At 71.9% G+C, this 20,512-nt stretch carries 12 protein-coding genes, 1 tRNA gene and 1 pseudogene; 9 read left to right on the top strand and 5 right to left on the bottom strand.

Features of this window, described 5'->3' with window-relative positions:
* Nucleotide 1: 1 nt before the first annotated feature.
* The 3 genes from AABN02_RS19210 to AABN02_RS19200 are packed head-to-tail and all read left to right on the top strand — an operon-like array spanning nucleotide 2 to nucleotide 4,645.
* Nucleotides 2–1,120 carry a hypothetical protein gene (locus tag AABN02_RS19210; protein WP_338416524.1) on the top strand — a complete coding sequence of 373 codons (1,119 nt, stop codon included), beginning with the start codon at nucleotides 2–4 and terminating at the stop codon, nucleotides 1,118–1,120.
* Nucleotides 1,117–3,357 carry a type I secretion system permease/ATPase gene (locus AABN02_RS19205; protein WP_338416523.1) on the top strand — a complete coding sequence of 747 codons (2,241 nt, stop codon included), beginning with the start codon at nucleotides 1,117–1,119 and terminating at the stop codon, nucleotides 3,355–3,357. The genes AABN02_RS19210 and AABN02_RS19205 overlap by 4 nt, the downstream gene beginning before the upstream one ends.
* 34 nt (nucleotides 3,358–3,391) lie before the next feature.
* Nucleotides 3,392–4,645: an HlyD family type I secretion periplasmic adaptor subunit gene (locus AABN02_RS19200; RefSeq protein WP_338416522.1), complete on the top strand. Its 1,254-nt coding sequence runs from the start codon at nucleotides 3,392–3,394 to the stop codon at nucleotides 4,643–4,645.
* 5 nt (nucleotides 4,646–4,650) lie between these two features.
* Here AABN02_RS19200 and AABN02_RS19195 read toward each other — a convergent pair whose 3' ends face one another.
* From AABN02_RS19195 to AABN02_RS19180, 4 genes are all read right to left on the bottom strand, one after another.
* A complete protein-coding gene (locus tag AABN02_RS19195; protein WP_338416521.1) occupies nucleotides 4,651–5,409 on the bottom strand; it encodes a hypothetical protein in 759 nt (252 codons plus the stop codon).
* A 171-nt stretch (nucleotides 5,410–5,580) separates the two neighbouring features.
* Nucleotides 5,581–5,979 carry a hypothetical protein gene (locus tag AABN02_RS19190; protein WP_338416520.1) on the bottom strand — a complete coding sequence of 133 codons (399 nt, stop codon included), beginning with the start codon at nucleotides 5,977–5,979 and terminating at the stop codon, nucleotides 5,581–5,583.
* Between the two features lie 58 nt (nucleotides 5,980–6,037).
* A tRNA-Ser gene (locus AABN02_RS19185) sits at nucleotides 6,038–6,127 on the bottom strand.
* Nucleotides 6,128–6,153: 26 nt separating this feature from the next.
* Entirely contained in the window at nucleotides 6,154–6,975 is an 822-nt protein-coding gene (locus AABN02_RS19180) for a symmetrical bis(5'-nucleosyl)-tetraphosphatase (protein WP_338416519.1), read from the bottom strand.
* Between the two features lie 64 nt (nucleotides 6,976–7,039).
* On the opposite strand from AABN02_RS19180, the gene AABN02_RS19175 reads away from it, so the two are divergent.
* Together AABN02_RS19175 and AABN02_RS19170 are read left to right on the top strand one after the other, a co-directional pair.
* Entirely contained in the window at nucleotides 7,040–8,344 is a 1,305-nt protein-coding gene (locus AABN02_RS19175; protein WP_338416518.1) for a hemolysin family protein, read from the top strand.
* Nucleotides 8,341–9,078, top strand: a complete 738-nt coding sequence (locus tag AABN02_RS19170; protein ID WP_338416517.1) for a SapC family protein — start codon at nucleotides 8,341–8,343, stop codon at nucleotides 9,076–9,078. The genes AABN02_RS19175 and AABN02_RS19170 overlap by 4 nt, the downstream gene beginning before the upstream one ends.
* Here the strand turns inward: AABN02_RS19170 and AABN02_RS19165 are convergent.
* Nucleotides 9,072–11,138 (bottom strand): S8 family serine peptidase, encoded by a 2,067-nt coding sequence (locus AABN02_RS19165; protein ID WP_338416516.1) that lies wholly within the window; start codon nucleotides 11,136–11,138, stop codon nucleotides 9,072–9,074. The genes AABN02_RS19170 and AABN02_RS19165 overlap by 7 nt on opposite strands.
* 309 nt (nucleotides 11,139–11,447) lie before the next feature.
* Here AABN02_RS19165 and AABN02_RS19160 point away from each other — a divergent pair, with 309 nt between their 5' ends.
* The 4 genes and pseudogenes from AABN02_RS19160 to AABN02_RS19145 form a co-directional block, all read left to right on the top strand.
* Nucleotides 11,448–12,173 (top strand): WYL domain-containing protein, encoded by a 726-nt coding sequence (locus AABN02_RS19160; RefSeq protein ID WP_338416515.1) that lies wholly within the window; start codon nucleotides 11,448–11,450, stop codon nucleotides 12,171–12,173.
* A 49-nt stretch (nucleotides 12,174–12,222) separates the two neighbouring features.
* The gene (gene recC / locus AABN02_RS19155) at nucleotides 12,223–15,954 is read left to right on the top strand and encodes an exodeoxyribonuclease V subunit gamma (protein ID WP_338416514.1); all 3,732 of its coding nucleotides are present in this window, start codon (nucleotides 12,223–12,225) and stop codon (nucleotides 15,952–15,954) included.
* On the top strand, nucleotides 15,947–19,792 hold the full coding sequence (recB, locus tag AABN02_RS19150; RefSeq protein WP_338416513.1) for an exodeoxyribonuclease V subunit beta: 3,846 nt from the start codon (nucleotides 15,947–15,949) through the stop codon (nucleotides 19,790–19,792). Before recC ends, recB begins: the two co-directional genes overlap by 8 nt.
* Nucleotides 19,792–20,512: pseudogene (locus tag AABN02_RS19145) on the top strand (hypothetical protein); the annotation flags it as partial. The gene recB and the pseudogene AABN02_RS19145, both read left to right, overlap by 1 nt.

Here is a 20,512-nt window from a genome sequence, read left to right as displayed (position 1 = left end):
CATGACCCAGCCAGCCCTTGCGGCCTCCGTCCAGATCAGCGAGCGCTTCCTCGGCCTGCCCGACCGCGGCCTGCCCGCGCGCCACAGCACCGAGCTGATGGCCCACGCCCAGAGCGACGCGCTGTTCCACCTCGCCGCCGCCAAGCAGCTGCGCACCCGCCAGCTGCAGGCGCATTTCGGTGGCCGGCGCATCGAGCGGCTGCTGATCTCGGCCAACCTGAGCGGCTTCGCGCACCAGCGCCCGGGCTGCACCGTCGAGTTCCTGCCCAAGGGCTACTTCCAGCCCGCCGACGCCGCCACCCGTGATGCCCGCGTGGCCCACCTGCGCGACGCGGTGGTGATCGTCAACAACAACGATGTCGGACTGGACAGCGGCGGACCGGCCTTCGCCGATCTGTTCAGCCGCTGCGAACAGACGGTCTTCGCCGCCTGGGACTGGGACAACCACCACTGGCTCGACCTGAGCACGCTGCTGGCCGCGCACAGCGATGTCTACGCACCCGCGCACCACGAACACCTCTACTTGCTGAGCCGCTACAACGCGAACATCGCCGGGCCGGTCTATTGCGGCTCGGTGCAGTGGCCGCGGTCCTTCCTGGCGCAGCAGCTGCCGCAGATGCTGCAGGCGGATCGTTCGGATCTGCCGCTGGGCATGCACATTCCCTACGCGCCGTTCGCCTTCCGCAACCGCGTGGTGACCACGCTGGGCCAGCACTTCCCCTCGGTCGGCTTCAGCGACCGCAGCTTCCACGTCCGCACGCCCGCCGAGCGCCTGGCCGAGTGGACCGCGCACAAGGCGCACTGGATCGTGCCGGTGCTCAACGACGTGCCGATCCGCATCTTCGACGCGCTGGTCTCCGGCGGCATCCCGATCGTGCCGGACGCGCTGCGCCACCTCGCGCCGGTGCGCGACATCGACCCGCGCCACATCGTCTTCTACGGCCCGCACGACGTCATCGCGCCGCAGGCCGTGGTCGCGCAGGCCAATGCGCTGTTCGACCAGGGCGGCGCGGACCAGCTCGTCGCCCGCCACCGCCACGCGCTCGACCACCACCACGGCGACCAGAAGATCGACCAGATGCTCGACGCGGTGCGCCGCCAGTTCGGATTCCTGGCATGACGGACACCACCGCGGCGGACGACACGCTGCTGTCGGCCGCCCTCTGGCTGTGCCGCCACCATGGCATCGAGCGCAGCCGTGCCTCGCTGCTGTCGCCGCTCGGGCTGGTGTCGCCGCTGACGACCGAGACGGTGCAGCAGGTGCTGCGCGAAGCCGGTTTCCAGACCTCGCTCGTGCAGCGCGATCCGGCGCAGATCCTCGCGCTGCTGCTGCCGGTGATCGTGCTGCTGCAGGATGGGCAGGCCTGTGTGCTGGTCGCCCGCGAGGAACGCGAGGCCGGTCTGCATTTCCGGGTGCTGCTGCCGACGGTCGATGGCGCGGCGCCGGTCGAGCGCTGGCTGGACGCCGCCGAGATGCAGACCCAGTGCAGCGGGCAGGTGCTGATCGCCATGCCGGCGCTCGCCGCCGGCCCTGACGGCGAAGGGGCGACCGGTCCGGCCGGCCAGCATCCGGACGCCGGCCACTGGCTCTGGCAGACGCTGCGCCGCTACGTTCCGTATTACCGCGGCGCGATGCTGGCGGCGATGCTCAGCAATGTGCTGATGCTGTTCACCGGCCTGTTCACCTCGGTGGTCTACGACCGCGTGATTCCGCACCAGGCGATGACGACGCTGTGGGCGCTGGCGATCGGCGCCACGATGGCGGTGGCCTTCGACCTCGCCGCGCGCCAGCTGCGCAGCCACCTCATCGACCACGCCGGCCGCAAGGCCGATCTGGCGCTGGGGGCGCGGCTGTTCCGCCAGTCGCTGTCGATCCGGCTGGAGCACCGCCCGGACTCGTCCGGCTCCTTCGCCCACCACATGGCGCAGCTCGAAGTGGTGCGCGAGTTCTCGACCTCGGCGACGATGTCGGCGCTCAGCGATCTGCCTTTCGTGCTGCTCTTCATCGGCGTGACCTGGCTGATGGCGGGGCCGCTGGCGATGGTGCTGGTGGTGGCCGTGCCGCTGATCCTGCTGCTGACGGTGGGCGTGCAGCAGTGGCTGCGCCGCTCGATGACCGCGCAGCAGCAGCAGTTTGCCGACATGCAGGGCCTGATGGTCGAAACCGTCGAGGGCATCGAGACCATCCGGGCCTGCGGCGCGCAGGGCCATTTCCAGCGCCAGTACGAACAGGCCAACGCGGCGGCTGCACAGGCCTCGCTGCGGGCGCGCACGCTGTCGAGCTGGGTCAGCAATGTGACGATGGTGTCGCAGCAGTTCGTCACCGTGGTGATGCTGGTCTGGGGCGTGCATCTGATCCGCGACGGCCAGCTCACCGGCGGCGCGCTGATCTCGGCGGTGATGTTCGCCGGCCGGACCGTGGCACCGCTGGGCAGCGTCGTGGCGCTGGCCTCGCGTTACCAGGGTGCACGGGCGGCCCTGCGCATGCTGGACCAGCTGATGGCGCTGCCGAGTGACCGCGAACCGGGCCGGCGCTATCTGGCCTCTCCGCACATCCAGGGCGCCCTCGGCCTGCGTGAGGCGAGCTTCGCCTACGGCCAGCAGTCCACCCATCCGGTGCTCAAGGGCGTGGACCTGCGCATCCGGGCGGGCGAGCGGGTGGCCGTGCTCGGCAAGATTGGCAGCGGCAAGTCCACGGCGCTGCGCCTGCTGGCGGGGCTGTACCAGCCGACGCAAGGGGCGGCCGAAGTCGACGGCATCGACCTGCGCCAGATCGACCCCGCGGACTACCGCGCCTGCATCGGCTTCGTCGAGCAGGAGCCGCGCCTGTTCCGCGGCAGCCTGCGCGACAACATCCTGCTCGGCCGTGACAACGCCAGCCCCGAGGCCCTGTCCGACGTGCTGCACCTGACCGGGCTCGACCGCATCGCGGCTGCGCATCCGCTGGGGCTGGACATGCCGGTGGGCGAGGGCGGGGCGATGCTTTCCGGCGGCCAGCGGCAGCTCGTCGCGCTGGCGCGCTGCCTGGTGACCAAGCCGTCGATCCTGCTGATGGACGAGCCGACCAGCTCGATGGACGCGCAGACCGAACACCAGTTCGTGCAGCAGCTGAAGCGCCTGCTCGGACCGCGCACGCTGGTCGTGGTGACCCACCGGCCGGCGATGCTGGAGCTGGTCGACCGCATCGTCGTGCTCGACGGCGGACGCGTGCTGGCGGATGGCCCCAAGGCGGCCGTGCTGCAGGTCCTGTCCGGCCAGCGCACGGTGGCCGGCGCCACGCAGCCACCCACCGCGCCGGCCAGTCCGGCCGCTGCGACACCGCATCCACCCACCGTGACCGATGTGGCCGCGGTCTGACGCGCACCGTGATGCACCCCCTGTGGAGATCGAGATGAAAACCGGCACTGCCGCGGCACCGTCGGCCGGACGCTTCGTGCGTGGCGACGAACAATTCCTGACCGGCACCCGCCAGGCGAGTCTGGTCGAGCCCACGCCGCACGCGCTGTGGGCCATCTACCTGCTGTGCCTGATCGTGGTGTCGGCCGGCGTCTGGGCAGCGCTGTCACCGGTCGACGTCATCACCCGCGCCCAGGGCAAGGTGGTGCCCGACGGCCAGGAGCAGGTCATCGCCAGCCTGGAAGGCGGGCTGCTGCGGGCCGTGCTGGTGCGCGAGGGTGATCTGGTCGAGGTCGGCGCCGATCTGGTCCAGCTGGATCCTACCCGCGTCGCGGCCCAGCAGAACGAAGGCCGGGCGCGCCAGTTGGCGCTGCTCGGCACGGCGGCGCGGCTCTCGGCCGAGGCGAACGGCCGCGCCACGCTGAGCACGCCGGCCGAGCTGCGCGCCGCGGGGACGGCCGGCGCCGCCATCGTCGCCGCCGAGACGGACGCGTTGCAGGCCCGCCGGCGCGTGCTGGAGGACTCCGTGTCGGCCAGCCGTGGCAACGTCGTGCTGCTGGAGCAGGAACTCGCCACCGCGCGCCAGATGGCCGAGCGCGGCCTGATGTCCGAGGTCGAGGTCATGCGGCTGGACCGCCAGCGCAACGAGCTGCTGATGCAGGTGCAGGAGCGCCTGAACCGCTTTCGCCAGGAGGCCGCCACCGACCTGGTGCGCGTGAACGGCGAACTGGCCCAGATCGCGCCGCAGCAGGTGGCCAAGGTGGACGCGGTGCAGCGCACGACGCTGAAATCCCCGGTGCGCGGCATCGTCAAGAACGTGCGCATGACGACGGTTGGCGGCGTGGTCGGCGCCGGCTCGCCGATCATGGAAATCGTGCCGCAGGGCGACCGGGTGCTGGTCGAGGCCCGCATCCTGCCGGCCGACATCGGCTTCGTGCACGCGGGTCTGCCGGTCACGGTCAAGCTGAGCACCTACGACTTCTACACCTATGGCGGGCTGGAAGGCACGATCGAGGTCATCAGCCCGGATGCGCTCGGCGAGGAGCGCCCCGGCTCGACGCAGGACACGACGTACTACAAGGCCCGCATCCGCGCCGACGCCTCGCGGCTGCACACGGCCACCGGCCATCCGCTGGCGGTACTGCCCGGCATGACCGCCTCGGTCGAGATCCGCACCGGCGAACGCAGCGTGCTGGAGTTTCTGGTCTCGCCCATGCTCAAGGGGCGCGAGGCCTTCCGCGAGCGCTGAGACGCTCATCGACCCTGGTGCGCCGTCCCATGCTGTCTGTCCGCTCCACCTGTTTCCCCGTCCGCTTGCCGCTGGTCCTGGCCCTGTCGATGCTGCTCTGCGGCGCGACCTGGGCGGCACCGGGTTGCGACGATCCACCGCCGAAACCACCTGCCGCGACCACCGACGCAGCACCCGCGTCCGCGCCAACACCGGAAGACGCCCTGAACCAGCTCGCCTCGCTGGCCCGCGAGGCCGTGGCGCAGAGCGCCGATGTCCGCGGCGCGCAGCACGGCAGCCGCGCGGCGCGCTTCGATCTGGCGCAGACAGCGGCCGCGGCCAAACCCGGTGTCGGCCTGAGCGGCGGACTTGGCCTGAGCCGCACGCAGTACGACGGCGACGCCCGCAGCGAGTCCCGCGCCACCAGTCTCGCGCTGAGCGTGTCCGCGCCGGTCTACGACGGCGGCCGGCTGGGCGAGCTGGTCCGCTACCGGCAGCGCATGGCCGATGCGGGCGAGATCAGCGTCGGTTCGGTGCGCGAGCGGGTGGTGCGCGATGCGGTGATCACGGCGCTGGAGCGCAACCGCTACACGGTGCAGCTCGCGGTGCACGACCGCTACGTCGGCAAGATGGCCTGCCTGGTCCGGATGATGGAACAGGTGGTGGAACTCGACCGCGGCCGCAGCAGCGAGCTGGTCCAGGCGCGCAAGGGCCTGCGCCAGGCGCAGCTGGCCCGCGAAGAGGCCCTCACCGCGCAGCGCCAGGCGGCGGCGCGGCTGCAGCAACTGGTCGGCGGACCGGCGATCCTGCCGTGGTCGGCGGTCGGTTTGCCGCTGCAGGCCTTGCCGCCCTTGGCGCAGGTGCTCGACGAGATCGCCGCCAGCCCCGACGTGCGCCAGCTGCGTCTGCAGGCCGAGGCGATGGACGCCTACGCCCGCGCCAGCCGCGCCGAAACGTCACCGCAGGTGCGCTGGCAAGTGGGTGCGAGCCAGGGCCGGGCCGCCCGCTTCGACACGGCCAACTGGAACGCCGGCCTGACCCTGAACCTCACGCTCGCCGATGGTGGCGCCGCCACTGCCGGCAGCGACGCCGCGGCCGAACGGGCGCTCGCGGCCCGGCGCCAGGAAGATGCGCTGATCGAGGAACGCACCCGCACCGCGACCACGCTCCACGACGCCGCCAGCAGCGCGCGCACCCGGACCGGGCAGATCGTCGAGGTGCTCAAGGACAGCGAACAGGTCCGCTCGGCCACCTACGAGCAATGGGCGCGTCTGGGGCGGCGTTCGCTGTTCGATCTGATGTCCGCCGAGTCCGAGCATGTCCAGCTGCGACTGGCCGAGGTCAATGCGCAGCACGACGCGTGGTCGGCGGTGGCGCAATTGCGCAGTGCGGGGGCGGGGTTGTGGCCCTGGCTGGCGGAAGCGGTGGGATTCGAACCCACGGATGGGTCACCCCATCGCTAGTTTTCAAGACTAGTGCCTTAAACCGCTCGGCCACGCTTCCTGCAGGGGCGCCATTGTGTCAGAACTTCAGTGCGGCGCCTGTGCCTGCGGGCAGGCGACACTGAGCCGTTCGCGCCGTCCGCCATCCACCCGCGCCGCGGTGAGGCGCCCACCCCAGACGCAGCCGGTGTCGAGTGCCAGCAGATCGGGCCGGTCCAGCGCGCCCAGCGTGGACCAGTGGCCGAAGGCGATCGGCGTGTCGGCGGTGCGCCGGCCGGGCACGTCGAACCAGGGCATCAGGTGGGGCGGGGCGGCGTCGGCGCTTTCCTTGAGCTTGAAATCCAGCGTGCCCTCGGCATCGCAGAAGCGGATCCGCGTCAGCACGTTGATGACGAGGCGCCAGCGGTCCGGCCCCTGCAGCGTCTCGTCCCAGCGCGCCGGCTCGTTGCCGTACATCACCTGCAGAAACCCTGGCAGATCGGCGCTCTGCAGCATCGCTTCCACCTCGGCGGCCAGCGCCATGGTCTGCGCCGCACTCCACTGCGGCACCACGCCAGCGTGCACCATCAGCCAGCCGTGCTCCTGCACCGCCAGGCGCTGGTGGCGCAACCAGTCCAGCCAGTGGTCGCGCCGCGGGCTGGCGAGGATCTCGCCGAGCGTGTCGCTGCGGTGCACGCGCCGCACGCCATGGGCGACGGCCAGCAGGTGCAGGTCGTGGTTGCCGAGCAGGCTGGTGGCCGCGTCGCCGAAGCCCGCCAGCCGCTCCAGCACCTTCAGCGAACACGGCCCCCGGTTGACGAGATCGCCCAGCAGATAGATCCGGTCGCGCGAGGGCGAGAAATCGAGGGTGGCCAACAGTCGCTCAAAAGCGTCACAGCAGCCTTGCAGATCGCCGATCAGATAGTTCATGGCGCGGATTCTGCTACGCTCTTCGCGCCTCAACTGCCGGCGCGAACACTGTTTCGTGCCCTCTATGGACCTAGCTCTACTCTTTGTGCTGATCGTGATCAATGGCATCTTCGCCATGTCGGAGATGTCCCTGACTGCCAGCCGCAAGGCCCGGCTGCAGGTGATGGCCGAGACGGGAGACACTGGCGCCCGTGCCGCACTCGCTCTGCAAAGCAGCCCGACCCAGTTCCTTTCCACGGTGCAGATCGGCATCACCTCGATCGGCGTGCTCAACGGCATCGTCGGTGAAGCAGCGTTTTCCGGCCCGGTCGCGGCTTGGCTGCTGGCGAATCTGCCGATCAAGTCCAGCGTGGCCGATGTGGTCGGCACCGGCTTCGTGGTCGCGCTGATCACCTTCATGACGATCATCTTTGGCGAACTCGTGCCCAAGCGGGTCGGCCAGATGTATCCGGAAACCGTCGCCCGTCTGGTGGCACGTCCGATGCGGGGCCTGTCTGTCGCTGCGGGTCCGTTCGTCAAGTTGCTGGCCGGCACCACGCAGGCGGTGCTCAGCCTGATGGGCGTGCGTGAAAGCACGAACCGGGGCGTGACCGAAGAGGAGATCGCCGCCAGTCTGGAAGAGGGTCTGGACGCCGGCGTGATCGAGGCGCACGAGCACCAGATGGTGCGCAATGTGTTCCGTCTCGACGACCGCCAGATCGGCTCGATGATGATCCCGCGCGGCGACATCGCCTGGCTGGAAGTGTCGGCCAGCCGCGAGGAGATCCTGGCTGGCCTGACCGAACACGGCCATTCGCGCTACCCGGTCTGCCGCGGCGGGCTGGACGAGGTGCTGGGCGTCGTGACGGCGCACCAGTTGCTGATGCAGCTCGCCGCCAGCCGCGAGATCTCGCTGGTCGACTCGATGCAGCCGCCCGTGTTCGTGCCGGAGACGCTGTCGGGCATGGAGCTGCTGGAGCATTTCCGCGGCTCGCCCGTGCAGATGGTGTTCGTGGTGGACGAGTACGGCGTGGTGCAGGGCGTGATCACCCTGCGCGACGTGCTGGAAGCCATCACCGGCGAGTTCACGCCGCACCTGGCCGAGGACGCCTGGGCCGTGCAGCGCGAGGATGGCTCGTGGCTGGTGGACGGCATGATTCCCGTGCCCGAACTCAAGGACCGCCTTGGCCTGAAACAGCTGCCCGACGAAGACCGCGGCCGCTACAACACGCTGGCCGGCATGGTGATGCTGCTGCTGGGCCGCCTGCCGCAGACCACCGATGCGGTGGAGTGGGCCGGCTGGCGCTTCGAGGTGGTCGACCTCGACGGCAAGCGCGTGGACAAGGTACTGGCGAGCCGCCTCAGTGAAGAAGAAGGAACTCTTGAATGACCACCAGCCCCTCCGTGCTCTACCGCCAGCCGGTCGCTGTGACCCGCGAGCAGCATGCCGGCCACCGCGTGGAGCCTGTGCGCGACTGGCGCGTCGCGCAGGGCCTGAATGCCGTGCCGCTGACCGCCATCGAGTTCATCGAGGCGGCGCGTGAATTCCCGATCGCCTTCGTGCCGGCGGGCCAGGATGCACAAGGCCGCGTGCAGGTGTCGCCCGTGGTCCTGCTGGGTCTGCGCGAAGGCGAGAACCTGTTCGTCGGCCCTGCGGGCGAATGGCAGGCCACCTACCTGCCGGCCTTCCTGCGCCGCTATCCCTTTGCCTATGCCGCCACGGACGAGGGCACGCTGAACCTGGTGGTCGATGCGGCCTGGCCGGGTTTCGGCGGTGCCTCGGGCGACGAAGTGCTGGACGCGGCGGGCGAGCCGACGCCGGCGCTGCAGGCCGTGCTCCAGCTGCTCGACAACTTCGAGCGCGAGACGATGCGCACCCGCGTGCTGTGCGACCGGCTGGTCGCGCTGAACCTGCTGCGTGGCGGCGAGATTCAGGGTGCACTGCCGGATGGCCAGCCGCTCAGCGCCGGGGGGTTCTACCTGATCGACGAGGCCCGGCTGGCGACGCTGCCGGACGAGGCGGTGATCGAGTTGCACCGCCTCGGCCTGCTGGGCCTGATCCACGCCCACCGGGTGTCGATGGGCCACGTGCAGACGCTGGCGCGCCGGCTCGGCGCTCAGTGACCGGCAGACCGCGCGGCTGAGCCCGCGCGGCGGCGGCTCCAGGCCAGCAGGCCGACCACGGCCGCCAGACCTGCCAGCCAGCCCCCGTTCATCGCGCCTCCGCCGCCGTCCGATGCGACGGCGTCATTGGCATCCGGGCCGCAGGCCGCTGCCGGTACCGCGCCAGTGCGCAGGACAGCCGAGCTGCGGCTGGTGGCGCCACTGCTGTCGGTGACGGTCAGCTCTACGGTCGCCAGTCCGCTGCCCAGCGCGCTCAGCACGGCCGTGCTGCCCGTCGTGCTGCCACTGAAGCCGGCCAGGGCCGTGCCGTCGGTGATGCGCCACTGGTAGCCGGTGACAGTGCGTCCGGCGCCGGTGCTGGAGCCGCGGGCGTCCAGCGTCACGCTGCCGTTCGGCGCCACGCGTGTGCTGCCGTCGCCCAGACGCGCAACGAGGGACGTCCCGGCGGCGGCACGCACCGCGGCGGCAGCGTCCAGCATGCCGGCGCCGCAGGTCGCGGTCGTGCAGTGGCATTCGATCTGGGCGGCGCTGGGGTCGGCACTGCACACCGGGGCCGTGGCGCCTGCCGGCCGCGCCGGAAATGCCCGGGACGACGACTGGAGCAGGCTTTGCACCTGCGCTGGCGTGAGCGTGGGCTGGGCCGACAGCATCAGCGCGACCGTGCCGGACACCAGCGGGGCCGAGAAACTGGTGCCCAGGCCCTGCGTGCCGCTGCCGGTCGTGTAGCTGGAGCATTCCGGGCCGGTGCGGCCGGTGTTGGTCGTGCTCAGGATCGGGTACAGGCATTCCCCGGTCGCGTTGACGCAGTTGCCCGCCGGCGCCGCGATGGCCACCTGGCTGCCCAGGCTGGAAAAGCCGCTCTTGTCCCCCGCATGGCGCAGGCCGCTCACGGCGATCACGCCCGCGCAATTGGCCGGCATGTTGACGGCCAGGTTGTCGTTGCCGGCCGAGGCGACGATCACCACGCCCGCCTGCCGCAGCTCGTTGATCGCGTCCAGATAGAGCCTGGCGACGCCCGGCCGGGTGGGGTCGGCGCCGGCGATGCAGGAGCCTGATTCGCCAAGGCTCATGTTGATGACCCGCGCCGGGGTCGGGTTGTCGGGCACACCGTCGACATGCAGCCCGCCGGCCCAGCGCATGCCGGCGACGATGTCGGCGTCATAACCGCCGCACTTGCCCAGCACCCGCACCGGCAGCACGCGCACATGGCGGCCCATGCCCGCCATGCCGGTGGCGTTGTTGGTGGCCGCACCGACGAGGCCGGCCACCTGCGTGCCGTGCCAGGCGCTGTCCTGCGCGCCGCAGCCGCCGAAGGTCGTCGAGTTGGCGTTTTCGTCGGCGGTGATCCAGTCGCCGGGGTCGGTCGGATTGGCGTCGCGGCCGTCGCCGTCGTTGGCGGTGACCGACTCGCTGATGAAGTCGTAGCCGTTCAGGAGCTTGCCGTCCAGATCCGGGTGGTTGAAGCGCACGCCGCTGTCGAGCACGGCCACGACGATGTTGCTGCGGCCGGTCGTGAGCGCCCAGGCCGATTCGGCGTTCACCGACGACACCAGCGTCGCATTGGCTGCCTGCAGGTACCACTGGCCCGCCGCGGGACTCACGCCCGGGCCGCCGGTGAACAGGGGGTCGCTCACGGCGGCATGGGCGCGTCGGCGGTGGTCTTCGACGACGTAGTCGACCTGCGGATCGGCGGCCAGCGCCTGCATCAGGCGGGCGTTGCTCATGCCCTGGGCGTGGATGACCTGGGTGTCGGACGAGACCGCAGCGCCATCGCTCAGCTGCAGCCCGACCCGCAGGCCGAGCGCCTTGGCCCGCTGGGGGGCGGAGCCAGACGCTGTCGCTGCGGGGGTGACCGACAGGGCGCTGGTCTGCCGCGCGGACTTGAACTTGACGATCACCCGGGCCTCGCCAGCGGGCGTGCCGCTCAGGTCCGGACGCGGCGGTGGGCTGGACTCGTTGCCGGCGGCGGCGATCGGTCCGACGCCGCAGACGAACACCAGGGCGGTCAGGGCCGCGCGCAGGCGGTGCAGTGGCGAGGGGAGGGGGGTCTGGCGTGTCATGGTCGGTCGATCGTGAACGTCGCGCGAGTGTAGGCCGCCCTGTTGTCGGCTGTGTTGCCCGGTTCTGAATTCCGCTGTCCGACCGCCCCGACGGCGGGACGTCAAACCCCTGCTTGCTGGGAGTGCGTAGTGCGCAGCGCCGGCGCTGGCGGGGCTGCCTGTCCCCTGAACACGGGGTTCGGACACGCCCGAACCGCGCCAGCCCACCGCTACCATCAGGCTCGATTCATGAGCCAGTCTTTGGCATGGCGCATGAATCTGGCGTTTTCTGGCAGGTGCCGCACCTTGCCGACAAGGGGAATACACACCATGGAACGCACTGAACGTTTCTGCAAGATCGAGATGCTCATCCGCAGCCGCGGCTGCGTGAGCTTCGCCGATCTGATGACCGAGCTGGCCGTCTCGCGCGCCACGCTCAAGCGCGATCTGGACCACCTGCGCACCCGCATGGACGCAGCCATCGTCTACGACCGCGACCGCAATGGCTACCGCTTCGAGACCGTGGGCCGCAATGGCCGGCGCAGCTTCACGGCCGAGTCGCCGGGCGTCTGGTTCAACGAGCGCGAGATCCATGCGCTGCTGACCATGCACCAGCTGCTCGACGGTCTCGGCGTCAACGGCAGCATGAGCCGCCACCTGCAGCCGCTGCTGGACAAGCTCAACGGCATGCTCGGCACCAGCGAGACCGAGGCGCGCGAGCTGACCCGGCGCGTGCGGGTGGTGGCGCCCGTGCACCGGCCGGTGCGTGGCCGGCACTTCGAGCGGCTGGCCAGCGCGGTGCTGGAACGCCGACGCCTGCGGCTGACGGTCGACGGCGACGACGGCGGACGCGAGCGGGACCGGGTCGTTTCGCCGATGCGGCTGGTGCACGAGGACGGCGTCTGGTCCCTCGACAGCTGGGACCACGACCACGAGCTGCTCTGCCGCATTCCGCTGCCCAGCGTGCGCAGCGTGGAGCTGCTGGAAGCCCGCGCCAAGGAAGTCGCGATGCGCGTGATCGAAGCCGAACTCGACGCCGGCCTGCACCGCGCCTGAGCCACCCGGCGCCGTGGTTCGCCACGGTGCGTGCGCGATACTGGCGCCCATGCCCGAGACTGAAAGAAGCCGCCCCGCAGCGGCTGCCGCGCCCCGTTCCCCGCGCTCGCCGCGCTCCCCGATCACGCCCGGCCTGCTGGTCTTGCACGGCAACCGGCTGGAGCTGCTGCAGGAGGCCGTCTTCGCCTGGCTGGAGCGCCACCCGCTCGACCCGCTGGAGCAGGACGTGCTGCTGGTGCAGAGCAACGGCATCGCGGAGTGGATGAAGATGTCGCTGGCCCGGCGCAGTGGCGTCTGCGCGGCGACCCGGGTGGAGCTGCCGGCGCGTTTCCTCTGGCGCCTGTACCGCGCGATGCTCGGCCGCGAAGGGGCGCCGGCCCGCTCGCCGCTCGACAAGGCGCCGCTGACCTGGCGGCTCATGCAGGCCCTGCCGCAGTGGATCGACGAGCCGGGTTTCGAGCCGCTGGCGCAGTTCCTGTCCGCCTCACCCGCGGCCGATGGCACACACGACCTCGGCCGCCGCCTGCAGCTCGCCGAGCGGCTGGCCGACCTGTTCGACCAGTACCAGCTCTACCGCGCCGACTGGCTCGACGCCTGGGGCCGCGGCCGCGAGCACCTGGTCCGCGGCAACGGGGTCACCGAGCCGCTGCCCGACGACCAGCGCTGGCAGGCCCGGCTGTGGCACCGGCTGGTCGAGGGGCTGGACGCCTCCGGTCGCCGCGCGGTGCGCAGCGATGTGCACCGGCGCTTCGTCGAGGCGGTGGACGCCGGCGAGGCGCCGCGCCAGCCGCTGCCACGCCGCGTCGTGCTCTTCGGCCACAGCCACCTGCCGTGGCAGACGCTGCAGGCGCTTGCAGCATTGGCGCAGCGGGCGCAGGTGCTGCTGGCGGTGCCGAATCCCTGCCAGTTCCACTGGGCCGACATCATCGACGGCCGCGAACTGCTGCGCGCCCCGCGCCAGCGCCACGGCCACCGCCGCGGCATCGACCTCGGCGCCGTGCCGCTGGACCAGGCGCATGGCCAGTCGCATCCGCTGCTGGCCGCCTGGGGCCGCCAGGGGCGCGACTTCATTCGTCTGCTGGACGCCTTCGACGACGCGGAAACCGCCCGCCAGCGCTTCCAGATCCCGCGCATCGACCTGTTCGACGAGGGCGACGGCGACACCTTGCTCGCCCAGGTGCAGAGCGCCGTCCGCGACGGTCTGCCGATGGACGAGCTGATCACCCGCGTGCAGGCTGGCCCGTCGCTGGCCGCCGACGACCGCTCGATCGTCTTCCAGATCGCCCACAGCGCGATGCGCGAGGTCGAGGTGCTGCACGACCAGCTGCTGCACCTGCTGGCGCATCCGGGCGCCACGCCGCTCGCGCCGCGCGACATCGTCGTCATGCTGCCTGACATCGAGCCGTACGCACCGATCATCCACGCCGTCTTCGGCCAGCATGGCCTGCACGACGCGCGCCACATCCCCTACGAGATCGCCGACCTGCGCCAGCGCGGACGCCAGCCGCTGCTGATGGCGGTGGAGTGGCTGCTGCGTGTGACCGAGCAGCGCTGCACCGCCAGCGAGCTGCGCGACCTGCTCGACGTGCCCGCACTCGCCCGGCGCTTCGGCCTGCACGACGAGGACCGCGCCACCGCCGCCCGCTGGCTGGCTGGTGCCGGCGTGCGCTGGGGGCTGGACGCGGCGCAGCGCGACGGCCTCGGGCTGGGCGCCTGTGGCGAGCAGAACACGGGGCTGTTCGGCCTGCGCCGGATGCTGCTGGGCTATGCCTGCGGGCGCTCGGACAGTGCCGGCGGCAGCACGGGCGCCGAGCCGCCGTGGCGTGCGATCGAGCCGTATGACGAGATCGGCGGTCTGGACGCGGCGATCGCCGGCTCGCTGGCCGGGCTGATCGACGCGCTGCGCGTCTGGTGGCAGCAGGCGAGCGCGCCGGTGTCACCCGCGCAGTGGTTCGCGCGCGGCCAGGCGCTGCTGCAGACCTTCCTCGACCCCGCCGACGAGGACGACCGCCTGATGCTGGCTTCGCTCGACGACGCGCTCGGCCGCTGGCTCGACGACTGCGAGGACGCCGGCTTCGACGCGCCAGTGACGCTGCCCGTGCTGCGCGAGGGCTGGTTGTCGGGCGTGGACGAGCCGAGCCTGAACAGCCGGTTCCTTGGCGGCGGGGTGGTGTTCTGCACGCTGATGCCGATGCGGGCGATTCCCTTCGAGGTGGTCTGCCTGCTCGGCATGAACGACGGCGACTACCCGCGCCGCGCGCCGCGCAGCGACTTCGACCTGATGGCGCTGCCCGGCCAGCACCGCCCCGGCGACCGCGCCCGCCGCGACGACGACCGGATGCTGATGCTGGAGGCGCTGCTGTCGGCGCGGCGCGTGCTGTCCATCAGCTGGGCGGGCCGCAGCGTGCGCGACAACACCGCGCAGCCGCCGTCGGTGCTGGTCTCGCAGTTGCGCGACCACCTCGCCGCGGGCTGGGGCGGGGACGTCGTGGACCGGCTGACGACCGAGCACCCGCTGCAGCCCTTCAGCCGGCGGTATTTCGAAACCACTGGGGTGGGCGAGGGCAGCGGCGCGCTGTTCACCTACGCCCGCGAGTGGCGCGAGGCCCACGAGGCCGTACCCACCACCGCCGTCATTCCCGCGAAAGCGGGAACCCACGAACGTCCACCGACCTCGCCGGAGTGGGTTCCCGCTTACGCGGGAATGACGGGAGGGGCTGTGGCGTTGTCTGTCGCCGAGCGCCAGGCCATGCTCCCGCTGACCCTGCGCCGCCTCGAGAACTTCCTCCTCAACCCCGTGAAGGACCACTTCCGCGAGCGTCTGGGCGTCGTCTTCCAGCCGCTCGACCTGGCCGTGGCGGACGACGAGCCCTTCGACCTGAACGCGCTCGACGAGACCCTGTTGCTGCGCGAGCTGCTGGAGTCACCCGCGGCCGAAGCGCCGACCACCATCGCCGCCTGCCGTGCTGACCTGCAGGTGCGCACCGAGCGGCTGGTGCGCCGCGGCGAGCTGCCTGTGGGCGGCATCGGCCAGCGCTGGCGCGCGCAGTTCGTGCAGCAGAGCGCCCCGATGGCCTTGCAGTGGAACGCCTGGCGCCGCGAACTTGCCGAGCCGGCCAAGCCGCGCCAGGTCACCGCCGAGCTGGACGGCATCACGCTGGACGACTGGCTCGACGAGCTGCGCCAGGCGCCGGGCAGCGACCGGCCGGTCTGGCTGACGCTGGACGCGCGCCGCCTGTGCCGCTTCGACAAGAAGAGCCAGACGCTGCAGCCGCTGGCCTACAAGCTGGTGCGGCCCTGGCTGCGCCTGCTGGTGGCGGGCGCCTGCGGCATCGACCTGGAGGCGCGCATCGTGGCCCGCGACGCGCTGCTGGTGCTGGTGCCGCCGCGGGCCGCCGTGGCGCAGGCGGTGCTGGACGACCTGCTCGACGTCTGGGAGCAGGGCATGTTGCGCCCGCTGGCGGTGGCCTGCCGCACCGCGCTGGTCTGGCTGGCCGCACGCGAACAGTTCCCCGACCAGCCCGACAAGGCGGATGAGGCCGCCCGCACCTGCTTTGAGGGCGGCCACACCAGCCGCGGCGAGGTGCAGGACGCCGCGCTCGCCCGCCTCTTCCCCGACTGGGACACGCTGGCCGCCGACCCGAGCTTTGCGCAATGGGCCGAGCGCCTCTACGAGCCACTGCGCGCCTGGGCCGCCGACGAACACAGCGTCACCGTGCTGCCGCTGCCCGGTGCCCACCCCGGCGCCGACGAGGACGACGAGGACGCCCGCCATGACTGAGTCTTCCGTCCACCTGCTGGATCCGCTGACCTTGCCGCTGGCCGGCAGCCGCCTGATCGAGGCCAGCGCCGGCACCGGCAAGACCTGGACCATCGCCGCGCTCTACCTGCGCCTCGTGCTCGGCCACGGCGACCACGGCGGGCGGCCCGCGCAGCCACTCGGCCCATCGCAGATTTTGGTGATGACCTTCACCCGCGCCGCCACCCGCGAGCTGTCGGACCGCATCCGCGCCCGGCTGATCGAGGCGGCGCAGTGTTTCCGCGGCGCGGCCGAGCCGGCGCCGCACGACACCTTCCTGCACGACCTGATCGCCGACCACGGCGACGACCCGGCCGGCGAGGTCCGCTCGCAGGCCGCCTACCGCCTCGCCCTCGCCGCCGAGGCGATGGACGAGGCGGCGGTCCACACCATCGACGCCTGGTGCCAGCGCATGCTGCGCGAACACGCCTTCGACAGCGGCAACCTCTTCAACGAGGAGCTGGTCGCCGACGAGGCCGAGCTGCTGGCGCAGGCGGTGCACGACGTCTGGCGCCGCGAGGTCTACCCGCTGGGCACCGCGCCGCTGGAGGCGCTGCTGGGGGTGTGGCCGTCGGTGGCGGTGATGCAGCTGCAGGTGCAGCCGCTGCTCCACCAGACCGAGCTGCTCGGCCCCGACCCGCAGCCCCGCGCCACGCTGCAGGACTGGCTGCCGGCCTGGGTCGGGGAACGCCGCGCGACGCTGGCCACGCTCAAGACCGGCTGGGCGGACAAGGCGCGGCGCATCGCCGGCTGGATCAACGCCCAGCAGCAGGGCGGCGCGAACCCCTTCAACGGCAACCTGCTGCGCGCCAGCTCGCTGGACGCGTGGATCGAGCAGATCGTCGCCTGGGCGGAGGATCCGGAGGCGGACTCGCTGGTCCTTTTGCCCGACACCGGCCGGACCCGCCTGACGCCGGACGGCATCGCCAAGGCCTGCAAGAAGGGCTGTCGGCTGCCGCGGCTGCCCTCCGAGTTCGCCGAGTTCGAGGCATTGCAGCAGACGCTCGACACGCTGGAGCCGCTGGCGCCGCGCCTGCTGCAGCACGCCACCCACCGCGTCGCCCACCGGCTCGACCAGCTCAAGCGCCGCGGCGCCCGCTTCGGGTTCGCCGACCTGCAGGCGCGGCTCGACCAGGCCCTGTCGCCGGACGCGGGCGAGGCCGGCGAGCGCCTGCGCCAGCGCATCCTGGCGCAGTACCCGGTCGCGCTGATCGACGAGTTCCAGGACACCTCGCCGCTGCAGTACCGCCTGTTCGACCGCCTGTACCGCGTCGCCGAGCACGACCTGTCCACTGCGCTGCTGCTGATCGGCGACCCGAAGCAGTCGATCTACGGCTTCCGCGGCGCCGACATCTACAGCTACCTGCAGGTGCGCCACGCCACCGAAGGCCGCCACCACGTCCTCGGCACCAACTACCGCTCGACGCGCGCGCTGATCGGCGCCGTCAACACGGTGTTCGCGCAGGCCGAGCGGCGCTGGTCGGGCGGCGCCTTCGCGTTTGACAAGGGCGGGCCGCTGGCGCTGCCCTTCGAGCCGGTGGAGGCCAAGGGGCGGGGCGAGGTGTTCGTCCGCGGCGAACGCGCCGTGCCGGCGCTGACCGCCCGCGCGCTCGACAGCGTGCTGCCGCAGCGCTCGCTCACCGACGCGCTGGCGCAGCACGCCGCCGAGCAGCTGGTGGACTGGCTGAACGACGAGACCGTCGGCTTCCGACGCCAGGATGGTGGCTGGCAGCGGCTGGCGCCAGGGCATGTCGCGGTGCTGGTGCGCAGCCGCAAGGAGGCGGACGCCGTGCGGCAGGCGCTGCGGCGGCGCGGCGTGGCCTCGGTCTACCTGTCGGACCAGGATTCGGTGTTCGCCTCGGCCGAGGCGACCGACCTGCTGCGCTGGCTGCAGGCGGTGGCCGATCCGCTGAATGCGCCGCTCGCCCGTGCCGCCTACGCCACCGCGACCGCCGGCCTGGACCTGACCGAGCTGGCCCGCCTGGTGACCGATGAAGAGGCCTGGGACGAGCGGCTCGCGCAACTGCAGCGCCTGCGCAGCGTCTGGCAGCGGCAGGGCGTGCTGACGCTGGTGCGGCAGACGCTGCACGCGCTGGACCTGCCGGCGCGCTGGCTCGGCGCGGCGGACGCGCCGCCGGACGGCGAGCGCCGGCTGACCAACCTGCTGCACCTGGGCGAGCTGCTGCAGGCCGCCGCCGCCCAGCTCGATGGCGAGCAGGCCCAGATCCGCTGGCTGTCCGAGCAGATCCACGGGGTCGGCGGGGCGGGCGAGGAGCGCGTCGTGCGGCTGGAAAGCGACGCCGAGCTGGTGCAGGTGGTCACCGTGCACAAGTCCAAGGGGCTGGAGTATCCGGTGGTGTTCCTGCCGTTCGCGTCGTCCTGCCGCGAGGTGGACCGGCGCGGACGCCGCTTCATCACCTGGGTCGACCACGACGGCACCCGCGCGCTCGACTTCACCCTCGGCGACGACGCGATGGCCTCGGCCGAGCGCGAGCGGCTGCGCGAGGACCTGCGCCTGCTCTACGTCGCGCTGACGCGGGCGCGGCATGCGCTGTGGCTGGGGGTGGGCTTCCTCAAGACGGGCAGCAAGGGCGGCAATAAGCTGGACCGCAGCGCGCTGGGCTACCTGCTCGGTGGCGGGCAGGGCGAGCTGTCGCCGGCGCTGGCGCTGGAGCGGCTGAACGACTGGGCTGGGGCGGACGGCGAGGCGCTGCGTGGCAGCGTGTCCGTCGAGACCCTGCCCACGCGCCCCGGCTACACCCGGCTGCGGCGCACGGTGGCGCCGGCCGCGCTGGCCGAGGCGCCGCGTTACCAGGCGAGCTTCGACCGCCGCTGGAGCGTGGGTAGCTTCTCCGCGCTGGTGCGCGATCTGCGCGAGGCGGAGGGCGATCGCATGATTCCCGCGTCCTCGTGGGCGGTGGATCCGTCGCGGGACGAGCAGCTGCGCGAGGAATGGCTGGCGGATCTGGCGGCCCGGTCCGCGGACGGCGGCGGGGAGGGCGACGATGTGCTGGCCGTGCCCTCCGTGCAAGCCGACGCGGCATGGCACCGCTTCCCCAAGGGCGCACTCGCCGGCAACTTCCTGCACGAACTGCTGCAGTGGCTGGCCGAGGAGGGCTTCGACCGCTGGGACACCCCGGCGGTGCAGACCCTGATCCGCCGCCGCTGCGAGCGCCACGGCCACACCGACCGCGCCGACGAGGTGCTGGCGTGGATGGGCGCGGTGCTGCAGACGCCGCTGCCGGCGCTGGCGGGCGCGTCGCTGTCCGGGATCGGCGCCGTGCTGCCCGAGATGGAGTTCTGGATGCCGAGCGTCGCGCTGCACAGCGGCGCCATCGACCGCGTCTGCCGCACGCACCTGCTGGCCGGGCAGGCGCGGCCGGCGCTGGTGCCGCGGACGCTGCAGGGCCTGCTGATGGGCTTCGCTGATCTGGTGTTCGAGCACGATGGCCGCTGGTGGGTGCTGGACTACAAGTCCAACCACCTCGGCGACGGCGACGCCCACTACCACGCCGCAGCGCTCGACGCCGCCATGCTCGCGCACCGCTACGACCTGCAGGCGGCGCTCTACCTGCTCGCCTTGCACCGTCTGCTGCGCCAGCGGCTCGGCGCCGACTACGACCCGGCGCAACACCTTGGCGGCGCCATCTACCTGTTCCTGCGCGGCGTGCGCGGGCCGCAGGCGGGTTGCGTGGTGGTGCCGGCGCCGCTGGCACTGCTCGATGCGCTGGAAGCGTGTCTGGACGACGAGACCGCTGAACCAGACGCGGGCGCCGATGCCGATGCCGATGCCGACCTTGACCCGATGGTGAGTCCCTGATGCCGCAGTCCTTTCCGCCCGAGCCCGAGCAGTACGACTTCAGTTTCGACACCGATCCGATGGACGGCCTCGACCCGGACGATCCAGGGCCTGAGGGGTACACCGCAGCCGCTGTCACGCTCAACGCGACCGAGGCGACCGACGTGACCGGTTTGCAGACCGGGCCGCTGACTACCGCTGAGCTGCTCGCCGAACTCGACCGCTGGTGCGACGCCGGCTGGCTGCGCCGGCTGGACGTTGCGCTGGCGCGCTGGCTGTCGGCCGAACTGCCGGACGCCGCGCCCGAACTGCTGCTGTGCGCCGCCTTGCTCGCCCAGCGCGAGAGCCGCGGCCACACCTGCATCGCGCTGGACGAACTGCTGCACCAGCGCCGCCCGGACGCGATCGCCCGTCCGGACGACGACGCCTGGCTCGACGGCCCCGCCGCAGCCCGCGCCGCACTGGCCGCCACCCTGCAGCGCCTCTCGCCCGACATTGCCGACTGGCTGAACCACCTGCAAGCCAGCGCCGCCGTGGACGAGGGCGCCGCCGCAGCCAGCGGACAGGCGCCGCTCGTCCTGGAAAACGAGGCCGACGGCGCACGCCTCTACCTGCGCCGCCACTGGCGTGACGAACAGTCCGTCGCCGCCGCCGTCCTCGCCCGCACCGTCACCCCCCAAACCCCCCGTCATCCCCGCGCAAGCGGGGACCCACGCCCGCAAGACCCGCTCCCCGACCCCC

Origin of the sequence: uncultured Sphaerotilus sp. (assembly GCF_963924895.1) — a bacterium.
Classification (GTDB): Bacteria; Pseudomonadota; Gammaproteobacteria; order Burkholderiales; family Burkholderiaceae_C; genus Sphaerotilus.
Note: the sequence above shows the minus strand (reverse complement) of the source record. Positions and strands in the feature narration are given on the sequence as shown.